The sequence below is a fragment of the Rhodoferax fermentans genome, assembly GCF_002017865.1.
GTDB classification, from domain to species: Bacteria; Pseudomonadota; Gammaproteobacteria; order Burkholderiales; family Burkholderiaceae_C; genus Rhodoferax; species Rhodoferax fermentans.
Genome location: NZ_MTJN01000002.1, coordinates 3214413 through 3230255 on the forward strand (window position 1 = coordinate 3214413; position 15843 = coordinate 3230255).

Sequence of the window (15843 nt, forward strand, 5' to 3'; positions counted from 1 at the left end):
ATGACCTCCACCGAATTTGCTCCTGGCCTGCGCATCGCAGGTATCACCCCGCCGCTGCGCCTGACTGACTACAAGCTCATTGCTTTTGACATGGACTCGACCCTGATCAACATCGAGTGTGTTGACGAAATCGCCGACGCGGTCGGCCGCAAGGCTGAGGTGGCCGCCATCACCGAGGCCGCCATGCAAGGCCATATCAGCGACTACAAGGAGAGCCTGCGCCAGCGCGTGGCCCTGCTCAAGGGCGTGACGTTGGCGCAGATGGACCAGATTTACCAGGAGCGCTTGCGCCTGAACCCCGGCGCGGCCGAGCTGGTGGCCGCCTGCAAGGCCGCTGGGCTCAAGGTGCTGCTGGTCTCAGGCGGCTTCACCCATTTCACTGACCGCATCCGCGACCGCCTGGGCATCGACTTCACCCGTGCCAACCAGCTGGAGGTGGCCAACGGCGCCCTCACCGGTCGCATGGTGGACCAGGCCTGGGGCGACATCTGCGACGGCGCAGAAAAACGCACCATGCTGTTGCACACCTGCGCCCAGCTCGGGATCGACCCGAGCCAGGCGATTGCCATGGGCGACGGTGCCAACGACCTGCCGATGATGGGTGTGGCTGGCCTGTCGGTGGCTTACCACGCCAAACCCGCCGTGCGGGAGCAGGCCAAGGTCTCGATCGAGTCCGGCGGACTCGACCGGCTGCTGGAGGTGATGCAGGCTTAAGCGGGTTCGGGCACGCTGGGCAAACCGGCCAGTGCCATGGCCAGCTCGGCCTCGTCGTAACTCTCGTCGCTGAGTTGCCCGGCAAAGTACTTCTGGTAGGACGCCATGTCAAAGTGGCCATGGCCCGACAGGCAAAACAAAATCGTCTCAGCCTTGCCTTCACGCTTGCAGCGCAATGCCTCCACAATGGCGCCGCGCACCGCGTGGTTGGCCTCGGGCGCCGGCACGATCCCTTCGGTGCGGGCAAACAACACCCCGGCCTCAAAACACTCCACCTGTTTGTAGGCCACCGCTTCAAGCAGACCCAGCTCCCTGGCGTGCGACACCATCGGTGCCATGCCGTGGTAACGCAGACCACCGGCGTGGAAACCTGGCGGTGTGAACTGGCTGCCCAGGGTGTGCATCTTGGTCAGCGGCGTCATGCCCGCCGTGTCGCCAAAGTCATAGGCGTATTTGCCACGTGTGAGCGACGGGCAAGCGGCCGGTTCCACCGCCACGATGCGTGGTTTGGGTCCACCACGCAGACCATGGCCAATGAACGGAAAAACCATCCCGGCAAAGTTGGAGCCGCCGCCGGTGCAGCCCACCACCACATCGGGCCAGGTGTCGGCCATCTCCATCTGCTGCATGGCTTCCAGGCCAATGACGGTCTGGTGCAACAACACATGATTGAGCACCGAACCGAGTGCGTATTTGGTGTCGTCACGCTGCACCGCCAGTTCCACCGCTTCAGAGATCGCAATACCCAGGCTGCCCGGATGGTCCGGGTGTTTGGCCAGGACTGATCGGCCATAAACCGTTTCATTCGAGGGTGAGGCCACACAACGTGCGCCGTAGGTCTCCATCACCGCGCGGCGGTAGGGTTTCTGGTCAAAGGACACGCGCACCTGGAACACCTCGACCTGCAAGCCGTAGTGCCCGCCCGCAAAAGCCAGCGAGGTACCCCACTGCCCGGCGCCGGTTTCGGTCACCAGGCGTTTGACTCCAGCCTCTTTGTTGAAAAAGGCCTGCGGCACCGCGGTGTTGGGTTTGTGGCTGCCCGCCGGGCTCACACCTTCGTACTTGTAATAAATTTTGGCGCAGGTGCCCAGGGCTTTTTCCAGCCCATGGGCGCGGTACAGCGGCGCCGGGCGCCACAAGCGGTACACCTCACGCACCGGTTCGGGGATCTCGATCTCGCGCTCGGTGCTGACCTCTTGCAGGATCAAGGACATCGGAAACAGCGGCGCCAAGTCGTCCGGACCCACCGGCTGCATCGTGCCGGGGTGCAGCACCACAGGCAGCGGCTTGGGCAGATCCGCCTGCAGGTTGTACCAGGCCTTGGGCATCTGGTCTTCGTTGAGGAGAAACTTGGTCTGCTTGCTCATGACGGGTCCTTCAGGTTCAGAGGGTGACAAAAAGGCGCTGGACAACAGGGTCCGAATCGCACAAATTGTGCCCCAGCCTGGGGCAGAAACCCTTGACTCAAAGGGGTTGTCGGTTGAAATAGTCCCACATCACCTCATTGGCCGACAAGGCTTGAGAAGGTGGCTCACCACCACGTGGCTTGTGACCTCCAGGCCAGGAGTGCCCACCGGTGTCGGTCACACACAGCTGCACCTGTGCGCCACCTTGGCACGGTGCATAAGACTCACACAGGGCACCGGCCTGCTCCAGCATCCGCTTCGGGGCCTGGCTACAAGCATTGAGTCCGGTCCACTTGCTTACTGTGGCTGGCACCGATGTGTATTCGGTCTCGGCCGATTTGATGGCTGCAGCGGGCCCGACACCGCCATGGAACAAGACATGGTCATCATTTTTGGCATGGATGTGCAACACCGACACCGGCTTGCCCGGCTGGCACACACGGGTGTTGTCGGTGCCCGCCACAGCGGCAATCGCGCTGAACACATCGGGCGCCTCACAGGCCAGGCGGTAAGCCATCATGGCACCGTTGGACATGCCGGTGGCATACACACGGCGTGGATTGATCGGCAGCTGGGCGCTGATCTGGCTGACCATCTGGCGGATGAAACCCACATCGTCCACCTGCCCGTCACGGGCCGCACCACAGCAGTTGCCAGCGTTCCATGTCGCCAGCTTGCCCCCCGCAAACCGGCTGTACCCGTTGGGGAACGCCACCACAAAACCTTCACGTTCCGAGGCACTGATCAGCCCGTAACGGCTGTCGTCTGCCTGGAAGTCCATGTTGCCACCACCACCATGCATCGCCACCAGCAGCGGCAGCGCTTGGCTGGTCAGATCACGTTGGGGCACATGCACCAGGTAACTGCGCAACAGGCCCTGATGCACCAGGCTCAGGCGGTAGTCACCCGGCTGGGTGATGGTGGTCGGGCTGGTCGGCGCGGGGGCACGCTCGGCCTGGCGTTGCTGCAGCCGCTCTTTGAGGCGCTGGCGCAGCACGCCGTCCTGTGCCACGGCGGATGAGGACAACAACACACTGGCGCACAGCAACCAGAACATCCGCTTGAGCGGCGACAGCTTGGGCGGGCAGCAAAACATGGGCAAACCTCCACAGCGGCATAAAAGCCGCATTCTGCCCATCACCTGCTGACAGATGGCCCTGTTTTGAGCGGCTTTACCGCAGGTTCACACGCACTTGATGCAACTTCAAACCCGGCTTGGACAATCCTTCCCAAGCCCTCTTGACCCTTTTTACACACAAGGAAATACCATGACTCTGAACGCACAACGCCCCTGGATCACCCCGCTGGTGACCGGCATTTTTCTGCTCATGGCTGTCACGGGCAGCCTGATGTTTTTCCACATAGACATCGGCCTTAACAAAACCGCGCACGAATGGCTGGGCTGGGCCATGGTGGTGGGGGTGTTGTTGCACGTGGCGCTGAACATCAATGCCTTCAAGCGGCACCTGGCCAACACCACCGGTCGCTGGGTGCTGGGGGCCAGTGCTCTGCTGCTGGTACTGAGTTTTGTGCCACTGGGAGGAGCTGCCGGTGGCAAACCACCCTTTGTGGCACCGGTGCAGGCCTTGGCCAGAAGCTCCCTGACCACGGTGGCCGACGTGGCGGGCATCCCCGTGACCGAGCTGCGCGCACGCCTCGCCGCTGCCGGTGTGGCCAGCCAGAGCGACGAACAAAGCATCCAGGACCTGGTGGGCAAGGACATGGGTCAGCAGATGCGTACCCTGGGCCAGGTGTTCGCCAGCAACACCAACGGGGCCGCGCGTTGACTTGATACATCTCAATGTGTCTTGGCGGCATAACTTCTATGCTTGCGGCAGGCCTTGCGCAAGCATTTAAAATCCCGTCCTTTTAATACAACCGTAGACCACTCAACATGACCCATGTCGTCACCGAAGCCTGTATCAAGTGCAAATACACCGATTGCGTCGACGTGTGCCCCGTGGACTGTTTCCGCGAAGGCCCGAACTTTTTGACGATCGACCCGGACGAGTGCATCGACTGTGCTGTCTGTATCCCGGAATGCCCAGCCAACGCCATCTACGCCGAAGAAGATGTGCCCAAAGACCAGCGCCACATGACCCAGCTCAACGCTGAGCTGGCGCAATTGCCCAGCTGGAAAACCATCACCAAGCGCAAGGCACCACTGCCTGACGCTGACGATTGGAAAAACAAGACCGGCAAGCTCTCCGAGCTGCAACGCTGATTCTTCACGTCTGACACCCCACCGTGATCCAAACCGACGCACTGGTCATCGGCGCCGGACCCGTTGGTTTGTTCACGGTGTTTCAACTGGGGCTGCAAGGCCTCCAGGCCCAGGTGGTGGACGTGCTCGACGCGCCGGGTGGCCAATGTGCCGCGTTGTACCCGGACAAACCCATTTACGACATCCCCGGTGTGCCGGTGTGCAGCGGGCGTGAGCTGACGCAAAACCTGCTGCGGCAGATCGCACCGTTTTCACCCGGTTGTCATTGGGACCAGCTTGTGAGCAGTCTGGAAGTACAAGCCGACGGCCGCTGGCTGGTGAGCACCGAGCGCAAGCACCAACCTTGCCAGCAGTTCCTGGCGCGCACCGTGGTGGTGGCAGCCGGTGTGGGTGCGTTTGTGCCCAAAGAGCTCAAGCTCGACGGCCTGGGTCCGTTTCTGGGCCAGCAGCTGTTTTACAAAGCGCCCCCGCCCGAGCTGGTCAGCGACAAAGACATCGTGATAGTGGGTGGTGAAGACGAGGCCGTGGCCCAGGCTGTCCATCTGGCCCAAGCTTGCCAAGCACGCAGCATCACCCTGGTCTACCGGCGTGAGGTCTTGCAGGCCAGCGAAGACACCCTGGCTGAATTTGCCGTTTTGCGCGACGCTGGTCGCATCCACTTTCAAGCCGGGCAAATCACCGGTATCCAGACAAACGACCAGCGATTGACCGGTGTGACGGTGAGCACCCCGGACGACCAGACCCTGAACCTGCCGCTGGACTTGTTGCTGGTGTTCCAGGGCATCAGCCCCAAACTCGGCCCGGTGGCGCAATGGGGTCTGGCCATGGAGCGCAAACAGCTCACCGTGGACACCGCCAGCTTTGCCACCAGCGCACCGGGGATTTTTGCGGTGGGGGATGTGATCACCTACCCTGGCAAAAAGAAGCTGATCGTCTGCGGTTTCCATGAGGCCACCTTGGCCGCGTTTGGCGCGGCCGCGCTGGTCCACCCGGAAGCCTCGACGGTGCTGCAGTACACCACCAGCAGCGCACTGCTGCAGCAGCGGCTTGGGGTTTTGCCAGCGCCCTGAGAACGGCTCGGGCACCACCCAGCTGGATGCCCAACACCCTCGAGTCAACACAGCGGCCCTTGGCCAGAGTTATCACTTTTGATAGCTATCTGCCCAGATACCATAAGGGCAAGAGGCCAATTTGGCATCCAACACGGGATGTCAGCCTGGTGCAGGGTCACGCAGGCTAGAATCCGCCACGCGCCAGTCACCTGGTGCACACGCTAGGGGTGTTGGCCCGCAGCACACGCTGTGGGCCGACTGAGAGAGTCCCTTTGAACCTGATTGAGGTAATCCTCGCGCAGGGAAGCTGGTCCAAGCACGGGGGTTGCCGCCTTCTCAGACAACGTTTACCCGTCACGATCTACGCTGACCTGCCAACTTTTTGCATGGAGCAAACGGATGGCAAACAAACCTATTTCACCCAACCCGGCGTCGAATTCGGCGCTCTCACCCATCGCCGTCAGCGAGCGGGTTTTCAGCTGGAGTGACCACACCGCCCTGTGGTTCAGCCTGGGTGTGGGCCTGCTGGTGATGCAGATCGGCGCCTACCTGGTGCCTGCCGTGGGCAGCCGCGACGCGGCGGTGGCCATTGTGCTGGGCTCGCTGGTCGGCGCCGGCCTGCTGGCCTGGACCGCGCGGCTGGGCTGCAGCACCGGCCTGTCGAGTGCGGGCCTGATGCACGCCGGCTTTGGCAGCCAGTTTGCACGCCTGCCGGTACTTTTGAACATGGTGCAGCTGATCGGCTGGACCACGTTTGAGCTGGTGATCATGCGCGACGGCACCCGCGCGATCAGCCTGCAGTCCTTCGGGCTGGACCTGGGTGACACCTCAGGCCTGCTTGTCAGCACCCTGCTCTGGGGGAGCGTGCTGGTGGCGCTGCTGGCGGGTTCCATGACCCGTTTGGTGCGCCAACTCATCAGCCACATCGCCTTGCCGCTGGTGATTGCCTCGCTGCTGTGGCTGAGCTGGCAGTTTGGCAGCCAGTTGCAGGCGCAAGGGCTCGCCGCATTCTGGGCACGCCAGGGTGACGGCAGCATGGGCCTGTTGTCAGCGATGGATCTGGTGATTGCGATGCCGGTGTCCTGGTTGCCGCTGGTGGCCGACTACGCGCGCCACGGCAAAAACGGCCGTAGCGCGATGAGTGGCACCTGGCTCGGTTACGCGCTGGCCAACATCTGGTGTTACGCCTTGGGGGTGATGGTGGTGAGTGTGGCGCAGCCGGGCACCGACCTGGTCACCGCGCTGCTGCTGGCACAAGGGGGTTTGCTCGCGTTGAGCCTGATTCTGGTGGACGAAATCGACAACGCTTATGGCGATGTGTACTCCGCTTCGGTGTCGGGCCAAAGCCTGCGCGGCAGCTGGAGCATCCGCCAATGGGGCCTGGTGCTGGCGGTGCTGTGTACCGCACTGGCGCTGGTGTTGCCAATGCACAGTCTGGAGCCGTTTTTGCTGCTGCTCAGCTCGGTGTTCGTACCGCTGTATGGGGTGATTCTGGGGCGGCTGGCGCTGGGTTCACCCAGCCTGGCCGTCTCCAACAAAGCCGTGGACTGGATGGCCGCTGGCCTGTGGCTGCTGGGCATTGTTTGTTATCACCTGTTGGCCAACTACGCGCCGCAGTGGGGTTCTGCCCTGCCCACGCTGGCCCTGACCTTCACCCTGGCCTGGCTGACACGCCCCACGACCGCTGCCTTGCGTGAGGTGCACGCATGAACATCACGATTTTGGGTGCCGGCCTGATGGGCCGACTGCTGGCGTGTTCACTGGCACGCGCAGGCCACACACTGACTGTTTTTGAGGAACGTGCGGCCGATTCGCGCGGTGCCGCCGCGTTTGCCGCGGCCGCCATGCTGGCGCCACTGGCCGAGTCGGCGGTAGCCGAGGACGAGGTGGTGCGCCTGGGCCAACACAGCCTGACGCGCTGGCCCGAGCTGATCGCCGCACTCGACACCCCGGTGTTTTTCCAGCGCGAAGGCACACTGGTGGTCTGGCACCGCCAAGACGCGCCCGATGCCCAACGATTTGGCCAGCTGCTGGCCGCCACCGGCGCACGCCTGCCCGATCTGCCGCAGCCACAAACGCTGGACTCAGCAGCGCTAGAGGTGTTGGAACCCGGCATGGGCAGCCGTTTTGCCCACGGCCTGTACCTGCCCGGTGAAGGCCAGCTCGACAACCACCAACTGATGGACGCGCTGCTGTTCCAGATGCTGCGCCTGGGTGTGGACTTGCACTGGGCCAGCCCGCGTAGCCCGCTCGACTTCAGCCCTGGCCAAGCCGGTGAGCCCGACTGGCTGCTCGATTGCCGTGGCCTGGGTGCGCAGCCGCAGTGGCCTGAGTTACGCGGTGTGCGTGGCGAGATCGTCACCTTGCACGCGCCCCAGGTGCGCCTGTCGCGCCCGACCCGGCTGATCCACCCGCGTTACCCGATCTACATCGCGCCTAAACAAGAGGGCTACTTTTTGGTCGGCGCCACCGAAATCGAGTCGGACGACACCTCACCGATGAGCCTGCGCTCGGCACTTGAGCTGCTCAGCGCTGCCTACACCGTGGACAGCGGTTTTGGCGAGGCCCGCATTGTGGAGCTGGTGGCGCAGTGCCGCCCGGCCCTGCCCAACAACCTGCCCACGGTGCGCTGGCTCGGCACACGTTGTTTGCAGGTCAACGGCTTCTACCGGCACGGCTATTTGATCGCCCCCGCGATGCACGATGTGGTGCTGGAGCTGATGGCCAGCGGCAGCTCGCCCCTGGCACAAGGCCTGGGGCTAACCGGTTTGGTCCAAACCAGTGCCCCCTCACCCCGGCCCTCTCCCGAGGCGGGAGAGGGTGACAACAGTCGCGGCGCGATGCTCTCGGCCTGCCTGGAGGCCGCGCCATGAAGGTGTTCCTCAACCAACAACCCTGTGAGTTGCCCGCCGGGGCCACACTGGCCCAGGCGGTGGCAACCAGCCAGTTAACACCGCCTTTTGCGGCCGCGCTGAACCGGCAATTTGTGCCCAACACCCAGTATGCACAGACCCCGCTGCAAGAGGGTGACCAGATTGAATTGATCGCCCCAGTGGTGGGCGGCTGAACCCATCGTTACATCCATGAACACAGATCACATCTCCCCTGACACCCCACCGAACGACCCGCTGATTTTGTACGGTGAGTCCTTCGCCAGCCGCCTGATGCTGGGCACCGCGCGTTACCCGTCTCCCGGCATCCTGCAGGCGGCGGTGCAACGCGCCCAACCCGCGATGTTGACCGCCTCGCTGCGTCGGCAAAACCTGGACAGCAGCCAAAGCCCCAACCGCTTCTGGCAACTGCTGGCCGAGCTGGGTGTGCCGGTGTTGCCCAACACCGCCGGTTGCCACACGGTGGCCGAACTGATCACCACCGCGCAGATGGCGCGTGAGGTGTTTAACACCCCGTGGCTCAAGCTCGAACTCATTGGCGACGACTACACGCTGCAGCCCGACACGCTGAACATGGTCGACGCCGCCCGCCAGCTGATCCAGGACGGCTTCAAGGTGCTGCCCTACTGCACCGACGACCTGGTGTTATGCCAGCGGCTGGTCGATGTGGGTTGCCAGGCGCTGATGCCCTGGGCCGCGCCGATTGGCACCGGCAAAGGCCCGATCAACCCGTATGCCTTGAAGACCCTGCGCGCCCGCCTGAAAGTGCCGATGCTGGTGGACGCGGGCCTGGGCCGACCGTCACACGCGGCGCAGGTGATGGAATGGGGCTTTGACGGCGTCTTGCTCAACACCGCGGTGGCGCTGGCCAACGACCCGGTGCGTATGGCTGGTGCTTTTGCCGCCGCCACCCAGGCCGGGCGTGATGCTTTTCTGGCCGGCACCATGGCCGAAAAAGCCTCCGCCGTGCCCAGCACACCGGTGTTAGGCACCCCGTTCTGGCACCAGACCTGATACCCGCTCTATGACCCACACCGTGAGCCACCTGGCGCAAGCCATAGTTAATGCCCATGCCGCGCTGGCACTTGGCGCCTCCAAGACTTCTAAGCTTTTTGAGCCTCCAGCCCTTATCCATCAAGGGCCAACAGCTATCAAAGATGAGGCAAGCACCGAGGTTTACCAGGCCGCCCACCAAGCCTGCCTGGCGCTGGACTTTGACGAGGCCGACGCCCAGTTAATAGCCCGCGCCTGGCAAGCCCAAACCCAGCGCACCGGCCAGTTTGACACCGACCAGTGGCCCACCGAGCCCGAGGACTTTGGCCTGCGCCCCCGGACGGACACCGAGGTCTTTGCCCCCTGCCCGCAGAAATTGGGCCTGTACGCGGTGTTGCCTAACGCGGCATGGGTGGGTCGAATGGCGCGCGCCGGGGTGCCCACGGTACAACTGCGTTTTAAATCCGACGACGCACAAACCATCACCCAGGAGGTGCGTGCAGCGGTCGAGGCGGTGCGCGGCACCGAGGCGCTGCTGTTCATCAACGACCATTGGCAGGCCGCCATCGAGGCCGGGGCTTACGGTGTGCATCTGGGGCAGGAAGACCTGGACAGCCTGAGCGAGGCCGACCTGGGCGCCGTCCGCAGCGCCGGGCTGCGCCTGGGCATCAGCAGCCACGGATATGCCGAGATGCTGCGCGCCGCCCACCATGGCCCCAGCTACATCGCGATGGGCGCGGTGTTTGCCACCACCCTCAAACGCATGGCCACCCCACCCCAAGGTCTGGCGCGTCTGCAGGTCTACAGCCGCTTGCTGCGCCACTACCCCACCGTGGCCATTGGCGGCATCGACCTGGATCGCTTGGGCGCTGTGCTGGCGTGTGGGGTCGGGTCTGTAGGGGTGGTGCGGGCGCTGGTGGCGGCAGACCAGCCAGAGGCGGCGGCAAATGCATTGCTGGCGCGAATGGAACAACTCGGTCCGCCAGCCTATTGATCTGGCCTCATCAAGTCAGAACCTTTCGCCCTGAACTTGTCGAAGGGCTTCGACAGGCTCAGCCTGAATGACAACAGTAACGGATGGCGCAATAACTAATGACGGCCTTGTCAGTGCTCGTTGGGCCGCCCAAGGTCCCGCAAGCGCGGAGTCTCACCATCAAGACCATCCGTGTCTGGCATCACCAGCAAATCGGCAATCTTTGCGCGTGGTGCAGGCGAACTCTCTGAGCACGGACAGACCCGCATCACCACCGGCGCAAAGCCGTGGTTCAGCGGGCCGCTGCCTTGGCCGGTTTTGACGGTGGCGCCGGCGGCCATGGCTTGGCGCACAAATTCTCGGGCCTGTTGCACCGCGTCTGGCAGGGTGTGGCCCAGCGCCAGATAGGCGGCCACGGCGCTCGACAAGGTGCAGCCGGTGCCGTGGGTGTTGGGGCTGTGGATGCGTGGGCCATGCATCCAGACGGGTTCGGCGCCCGATGCCAGCAGCAGGTCCACCACCTCTTCGCCGGGCAAATGGCCACCTTTGAGCAACACCGCCCGCGCGCCCTGGCCCAGCAACGCCTGGGCGGCGGGCAACATGTCTTGCACGCTGCTGAGCGGTTTGCCCACCAGCAAACCGGCCTCGTCCAGGTTGGGGGTGATCAGCGCCACCCGGGCAAACAGCTCGGCCACCAGCACATGGATGGCCTCCGCGTCGATCAGTACCGCGCCGCTGGTGGCCACCATCACCGGGTCAAACACCACATGCGGTGGCTGGTGTTTGTCCAGCGCCTGGGCCACGGTGCGCACAATGTCTGGCGCGTGCAACATGCCGATCTTGACCGCGTCCACGCCAATGTCTTCCATCACCGCGTCGATCTGGTCACGCAGTATGTCGGGCGGCACACCGTGGATGCTGCGCACCCCACAGGTGTTTTGTGCGGTGAGTGCGGTGATAGCCGTCATGCCAAAACAACCCAAAGCGGCAAAGGTCTTCAAATCCGCCTGGATGCCCGCGCCACCACCGCTGTCCGAACCCGCAATCGACAAAACATGGGGGTAACGCTGTGTCAGTTCAAAAGTCATAACAAACTGTCCTTATGCCACAAGTGCTAGAGGCCAAAAAGGCTTGAAAAAATAGAAGAAGCCTGGGCTTCACTCCCTCTCCCTCTGGGAGAGGGCTGGGGTGAGGGGAAACTGGTCTAGACACTTTTTGCTTGAGAGTGGCATTTACCAAACCAGTCGGCTCAAAACAGCGCCCGAAAAGCCCGTGCCGCCGCTGCCGGGTCGTCTGCCGAACATAACGCACTGACCACCGCCAGCCCGTTGGCCCCGGCGGCCAACACCTCAGCCGCATTGCTCAGATGGATGCCACCAATCGCCACCAGCGGCAAATCGGTCACAGCCCGCACGGCAGACAAACCAGCCAGCCCCCAAGGCGGCGCGGTGTCCGTTTTGGTGGGGGTCGGGAACACCGGGCTGACACCCAGGTAATCCACTGGCCAACTGGCAGCGCGGTGCACGTCGTCGAGTGACTCGACTGACAGGCCGATGAACACCTGCGCTGGCAGCAGTTGGCGCGCCAACTCCACCGGCATGTCCGACTGACCCAGGTGCACACCTTGCGCACCACAGGCCAAGGCCACGTCAATGCGGTCATTGATCACCAGCGGCACACCCAGCGGTGTCAACAAATCATTAAGCGCACACGCCAGCGCGACAAAGTCGCGCGTGTTGCTGGTTTTTTCACGCAGCTGCACACAGGTGGCGCCGCCCTGCACCGCCGCCATCACCACGTCCGTCAGGTTGCGACCGCGTAGCGCCTGCTGGTCGGTCACCAGATAAAGCCGCACCAGATCGGCCACCGCCGCGCGGTTTGGGCGCGCCATATCACTCACAAAATCGGAGTGCATGGCTCAGGCAGTGATTGGACTAGAGGCCATTTTGAGCACAGACTCAAAGGTCACCCGGTCCAGCAGCTGCAACTGGTCCAGCAAAGCAATTTGCAAGCTGCCCACACCCAAACCCTGGGCCTGCACCTGCTGTGTGGCCACCTGCCCCACCACACCCAGATACGCCATGGCCGAGACCGTGGCGCGCCAGGCATCGGGCTGCACCGCACAAAACGCCCCCACCAGCGCGGTGGCAGAACAGCCCACGCCAGTGATACGCGTCATCCACTCATGGCCGTTGGACAGACTCACGTGGCGGCCGCTGGCGTCCAGCACATGGTCCACCTCACCACTGACACACACCACACCGCCGGTGCTCTTTGCCAGGTCACGTGCGGCTTGCAGGGCGTCGCTGACGGCAGCGCCGCTGTCCACCCCGCGCGTCTGCACCGCCACACCCGCCACACTCATGATCTCGGACGCATTGCCCCGAATCACCGAGGGGCTGGCCTGGGCCAGCAAGGCAGAAATGCTCTGGTTACGATAGCTTGTAGCCCCCGCACCCACTGGATCCAGCACGGTTTTGATGCCACGTTGAGCGGCAATAGCCAGCGCCTGGCGCATGCTCTCGATCCAATAGGGCTCCAAGGTGCCGATGTTGAGCACCAGCGCCTGCGCGATGGCCGCCATGTCGCGCACCTCTTCGTGTGCGTGCGCCATCACCGGTGAGGCGCCCATGGCCAGCAGGAAGTTGGCGTTGTAGTTCATCACCACCAGGTTGGTGATGGAATGCACCAGCGGGCGCTGCGTGCGCACCGCGAGCACGTCAGCCCAGATGTCAGAAGGTGTTAAAGCGTTGGAAAAAGTCGTCATGGCCGTCACAGGTTAAAGACCCGAAGTCGCACGACGCTAAGCAAGTTTTTGACGCTTTCCTACGCTGGCACGACCCAGATCAGGTTCTAAGAGTATTTCTCAGCCACCGAAAACGGGTGGCACCTCTAGCAGGGGGAATTATGACGGATGCGGGGAGTGTCCGGCGATAGCGGTCTGACGAAACTTTCAGATGTCGCTGATGCAGTGGTCGCAATGTCTGCGTCTCACATTTTGGGGATAGTCAAATCCACAAAAGTCGTTTATCATGAACTTTTGTTTCTTGCACTTTTAATCACTGCTGCTGCAGTAGCTATGATTCTCGTCAGCCAAAACACTTCACAACTACACAAAAGTTCGGAAAACTCAAATGAAAGTATTTATCAGCTGGTCAGGGGCGCGGAGTAAAGCTGTCGCCGAATTATTGAGCGATTGGATTAAATGTGTTCTTCAGGCCGCGAGGCCATGGATATCCACACGTGATATTGATCGTGGTGCACTTTGGTTCTCAGAAATCAGCGATCAGCTAAAAGACACAACCGTTGGTGTAATTTGTCTAACACAAGAGAACAAAAATAGACCATGGATTCTATTCGAAGCTGGTGCACTTGCAAAAGGTTTGTCTTCAAACAGAGTTTGTACGCTTCTGGTCGACCTAAAAACTACTGACATAGAGGATCCTCTAGCACAATTTAATCACACCTTACCCGACAGAGATGGACTTTGGCAGCTAGTAAAAACCTTAAATGCTTCTTTAGGAATTATTGGTTTAGATGAGCGAATTCTTGACCAAGTATTTGCAACATATTGGCCTCAATTCGAGAAAAAGTTTACAGAAGTCCTAACAACAATACCAATTGGTCAAAAAACTGAACAACGCTCAGAAAAGAATCTCTTAACAGAGATACTTGAAAACACCAGATTTTTAAATCAAAAAGTTAGAAATCTTGAATTAAATATAGAGCAAAAAGATAATTATTCTGATTATGTAAGAATAAAACAGAGTAATTTATATAATAATGGCTCAACAAAATTTTCCGATTCAACTGAAAACGACGAGGATCTTAAAACACTCAAAAAATTAGTTATTAATACTTTAGCAAAAAATAAGAATATACATAATTCCGACAAACACAATGATATCGAAAGGCCGCTGAAGTGAGAAAACAATCCTTTAAGCGGAAGATTTTGCAGCAGTTTCCCCCACCCCAAAGAGCTGGGAGTTAGATCCGCTTCGGTTTGAAACGGTATTTATGACAACGACTGATCTTGTGTTCCCGGAACTGAAGCACACTGAACCCAGTCGGGGTACGGAGGGCAAGTACACGAAACAATTTGTTGAATGAGGCAATACCGTGGTGTTTCAGCCCGAATTTCAGAACGCTTTTCCGATTTCTGAAGCCGCCAACAAGGCATTGGCAACGCATCTTCACCTTTGCGCAATAAAACACAGAATTTGACTGTTCGCACAAACCGGACGCCATGTAAGCGCGACTTCATGCAGCTTTGGCCAACTGCTCGCCAGAGGATCACTCCGCCGCCACCGGCTCCAGCACCCGCCAAACCGTTTTTCCCTTGCTGTCCTTGTCGATCTGTTTCAGAACAGTTTCGTGGGCGGCCAGTTCCTGTTCGTTGGCGCTTAACACCGGCAGGTTGAACACCCGCAGGTCCATCAGCGGCGCGCCGTTGCCCGACGCTTCGTTGGCCGAGCTGTCGTCCATCAGCAGCACGTCCTGACCTCGGGTCAGGTTGATGAACACGTCGGCCAGCAGTTCGGCGTCCAGCAGCGCGCCGTGCAAGGTGCGGCCCGAGTTGTCGACCTCCAGGCGGTCACACAGGGCGTCGAGTGAGTTGCGTTTGCCCGGGTACAGCTCCTTGGCCATGACCAAGGTGTCGGTCACGCTGGCGACAATCTCGCGCACCTTGGGGTGGCCGAGTTTGCCAAACTCCATGTCCAGAAAACCCAGGTCAAACGGCGCGTTGTGGATGATCACCTCGGCACCGCGCAGGTAGGCCAGCAGGTCGTCGGCAATCTCCTCGAACTTGGGTTTGTCCTTGAGGAACTCGGTGGTGATGCCGTGCACCTTGAGCGCTTCTTCGTGGCTGTCACGCCCCGGGTTCACATAGATGTGGCGGTTGTTGCCGGTGAGTTTGCGGTTGACCATCTCCACACAGCCGATTTCGATGATGCGGTCGCCGTTGTCGGCAGACAGGCCAGTGGTTTCGGTGTCGAGGAAGATTTGGCGCATAGGTTCGGATCAAAAAAACAAGTCTAACTCTCTGAGACTGCCGTCAGCCAATCTGCCAAAAGAGGCTAGCAGCGTGCGTTGGGTGTCTGACAAAGCGGCATAAAGGAGGAGGCTGAAGGCGCAGCCGCAAGCCGGGGGACAGTCGCGGAGTCAGATACCCAGCGTGCGCTGCGGGTTAACGCAAGATGCTGGTCAAGGCCCCGCCAAACCTCAGTGGTTTTCCTTGGCGTGGTTGATCGAGTACTTGGGTATCTCAATCACCAGGTCTTTTTGCGCCAGGATCGCCTGGCAGCTCAGGCGCGATTGGGGTTGCAGACCCCAGGCGCGGTCCAGCAGGTCGTCCTCTTCTTCTTCGGACGGTGCCAGCGACTCAAAGCCCTCGCGCACCACCACATGGCAGGTGGTGCAGGCACAGCTCATCTCGCAGGCGTGCTCGATGTTGATGTGGTTTTCCAGCAGCGCCTCACAGATCGAGGTGCCGGCCGGAGCGGTCACCTCGGCGCCTTGTGGGCAGTATTCGGCGTGGGGCAGGATTTTGATGGTGGGCATGGTGGTGGCAGTCCGGGAGGAAAAAGCG

At 61.1% G+C, this 15843-nt stretch carries 17 protein-coding genes and 2 riboswitches; of the genes, 10 read left to right on the forward strand and 7 right to left on the reverse strand.

Going from position 1 to position 15843, the window contains the following annotated elements; all coding sequences use genetic code 11:
• Entirely contained in the window at window positions 1-714 is a 714-nt protein-coding gene (serB, locus tag RF819_RS14985; protein WP_078365723.1) for a phosphoserine phosphatase SerB, read from the forward strand.
• On the opposite strand, the gene RF819_RS14990 is transcribed toward serB, so the two are convergent.
• Entirely contained in the window at window positions 711-2081 is a 1371-nt protein-coding gene (locus RF819_RS14990) for a TrpB-like pyridoxal phosphate-dependent enzyme (RefSeq protein ID WP_078365724.1), read from the reverse strand. The two genes, serB and RF819_RS14990, sit on opposite strands and share 4 nt — an antisense overlap.
• 97 nt (window positions 2082-2178) lie before the next feature.
• On the reverse strand, window positions 2179-3216 hold the full coding sequence (locus RF819_RS14995; protein ID WP_200224208.1) for an extracellular catalytic domain type 1 short-chain-length polyhydroxyalkanoate depolymerase: 1038 nt from the start codon (window positions 3214-3216) through the stop codon (window positions 2179-2181).
• A gap of 172 nt (window positions 3217-3388) precedes the next feature.
• Here RF819_RS14995 and RF819_RS15000 point away from each other — a divergent pair, with 172 nt between their 5' ends.
• The 8 genes from RF819_RS15000 (at window position 3389) to RF819_RS15035 (ending at window position 10274) form a co-directional block, all read left to right on the forward strand.
• Entirely contained in the window at window positions 3389-3907 is a 519-nt protein-coding gene (locus RF819_RS15000) for a DUF4405 domain-containing protein (RefSeq protein ID WP_158081295.1), read from the forward strand.
• Between the two features lie 107 nt (window positions 3908-4014).
• Window positions 4015-4344 (forward strand): ferredoxin FdxA, encoded by a 330-nt coding sequence (fdxA, locus tag RF819_RS15005; RefSeq protein ID WP_078365727.1) that lies wholly within the window; start codon window positions 4015-4017, stop codon window positions 4342-4344.
• 23 nt (window positions 4345-4367) lie between these two features.
• Window positions 4368-5414 (forward strand): NAD(P)/FAD-dependent oxidoreductase, encoded by a 1047-nt coding sequence (locus RF819_RS15010; protein ID WP_078365728.1) that lies wholly within the window; start codon window positions 4368-4370, stop codon window positions 5412-5414.
• 195 nt (window positions 5415-5609) lie between these two features.
• Window positions 5610-5718, forward strand: a riboswitch (TPP riboswitch).
• Between the two features lie 77 nt (window positions 5719-5795).
• Window positions 5796-7106, forward strand: a complete 1311-nt coding sequence (locus tag RF819_RS15015; protein ID WP_078365729.1) for a purine-cytosine permease family protein — start codon at window positions 5796-5798, stop codon at window positions 7104-7106.
• A complete protein-coding gene (locus RF819_RS15020) occupies window positions 7103-8269 on the forward strand; it encodes an FAD-dependent oxidoreductase (protein ID WP_078365730.1) in 1167 nt (388 codons plus the stop codon). The genes RF819_RS15015 and RF819_RS15020 overlap by 4 nt, the downstream gene beginning before the upstream one ends.
• Complete coding sequence (gene thiS / locus RF819_RS15025) at window positions 8266-8463, forward strand: sulfur carrier protein ThiS (protein ID WP_078365732.1); 198 nt, start codon at window positions 8266-8268, stop codon at window positions 8461-8463. The genes RF819_RS15020 and thiS overlap by 4 nt, the downstream gene beginning before the upstream one ends.
• Window positions 8464-8479: 16 nt before the next feature.
• Window positions 8480-9301 (forward strand): thiazole synthase, encoded by an 822-nt coding sequence (locus tag RF819_RS15030; protein WP_078365733.1) that lies wholly within the window; start codon window positions 8480-8482, stop codon window positions 9299-9301.
• A gap of 10 nt (window positions 9302-9311) precedes the next feature.
• Window positions 9312-10274 (forward strand): thiamine phosphate synthase, encoded by a 963-nt coding sequence (locus RF819_RS15035; RefSeq protein WP_078365734.1) that lies wholly within the window; start codon window positions 9312-9314, stop codon window positions 10272-10274.
• A gap of 110 nt (window positions 10275-10384) precedes the next feature.
• Here the strand turns inward: RF819_RS15035 and thiD are convergent, their stop codons facing one another.
• The 3 genes from thiD to thiM form a co-directional block, all read right to left on the reverse strand.
• The gene (thiD, locus tag RF819_RS15040) at window positions 10385-11341 is read right to left on the reverse strand and encodes a bifunctional hydroxymethylpyrimidine kinase/phosphomethylpyrimidine kinase (RefSeq protein WP_078365736.1); all 957 of its coding nucleotides are present in this window, start codon (window positions 11339-11341) and stop codon (window positions 10385-10387) included.
• 161 nt (window positions 11342-11502) lie between these two features.
• A complete protein-coding gene (thiE, locus tag RF819_RS15045; RefSeq protein WP_242472949.1) occupies window positions 11503-12168 on the reverse strand; it encodes a thiamine phosphate synthase in 666 nt (221 codons plus the stop codon).
• A 3-nt stretch (window positions 12169-12171) separates the two neighbouring features.
• Entirely contained in the window at window positions 12172-13020 is an 849-nt protein-coding gene (thiM, locus tag RF819_RS15050; protein ID WP_078365738.1) for a hydroxyethylthiazole kinase, read from the reverse strand.
• A gap of 39 nt (window positions 13021-13059) precedes the next feature.
• Window positions 13060-13157: riboswitch (TPP riboswitch) on the reverse strand.
• Between the two features lie 230 nt (window positions 13158-13387).
• Here thiM and RF819_RS15055 point away from each other — a divergent pair.
• A complete protein-coding gene (locus tag RF819_RS15055) occupies window positions 13388-14179 on the forward strand; it encodes a toll/interleukin-1 receptor domain-containing protein (RefSeq protein ID WP_078365739.1) in 792 nt (263 codons plus the stop codon).
• Window positions 14180-14546: 367 nt separating this feature from the next.
• Here the strand turns inward: RF819_RS15055 and dnaQ are convergent, their stop codons facing one another.
• Together dnaQ and fdx are read right to left on the reverse strand one after the other, a co-directional pair.
• A complete protein-coding gene (gene dnaQ / locus RF819_RS15060) occupies window positions 14547-15266 on the reverse strand; it encodes a DNA polymerase III subunit epsilon (RefSeq protein WP_078365740.1) in 720 nt (239 codons plus the stop codon).
• Window positions 15267-15476: 210 nt separating this feature from the next.
• Complete coding sequence (fdx, locus tag RF819_RS15065; protein ID WP_078365741.1) at window positions 15477-15815, reverse strand: ISC system 2Fe-2S type ferredoxin; 339 nt, start codon at window positions 15813-15815, stop codon at window positions 15477-15479.
• Window positions 15816-15843 lie beyond the last annotated feature (28 nt).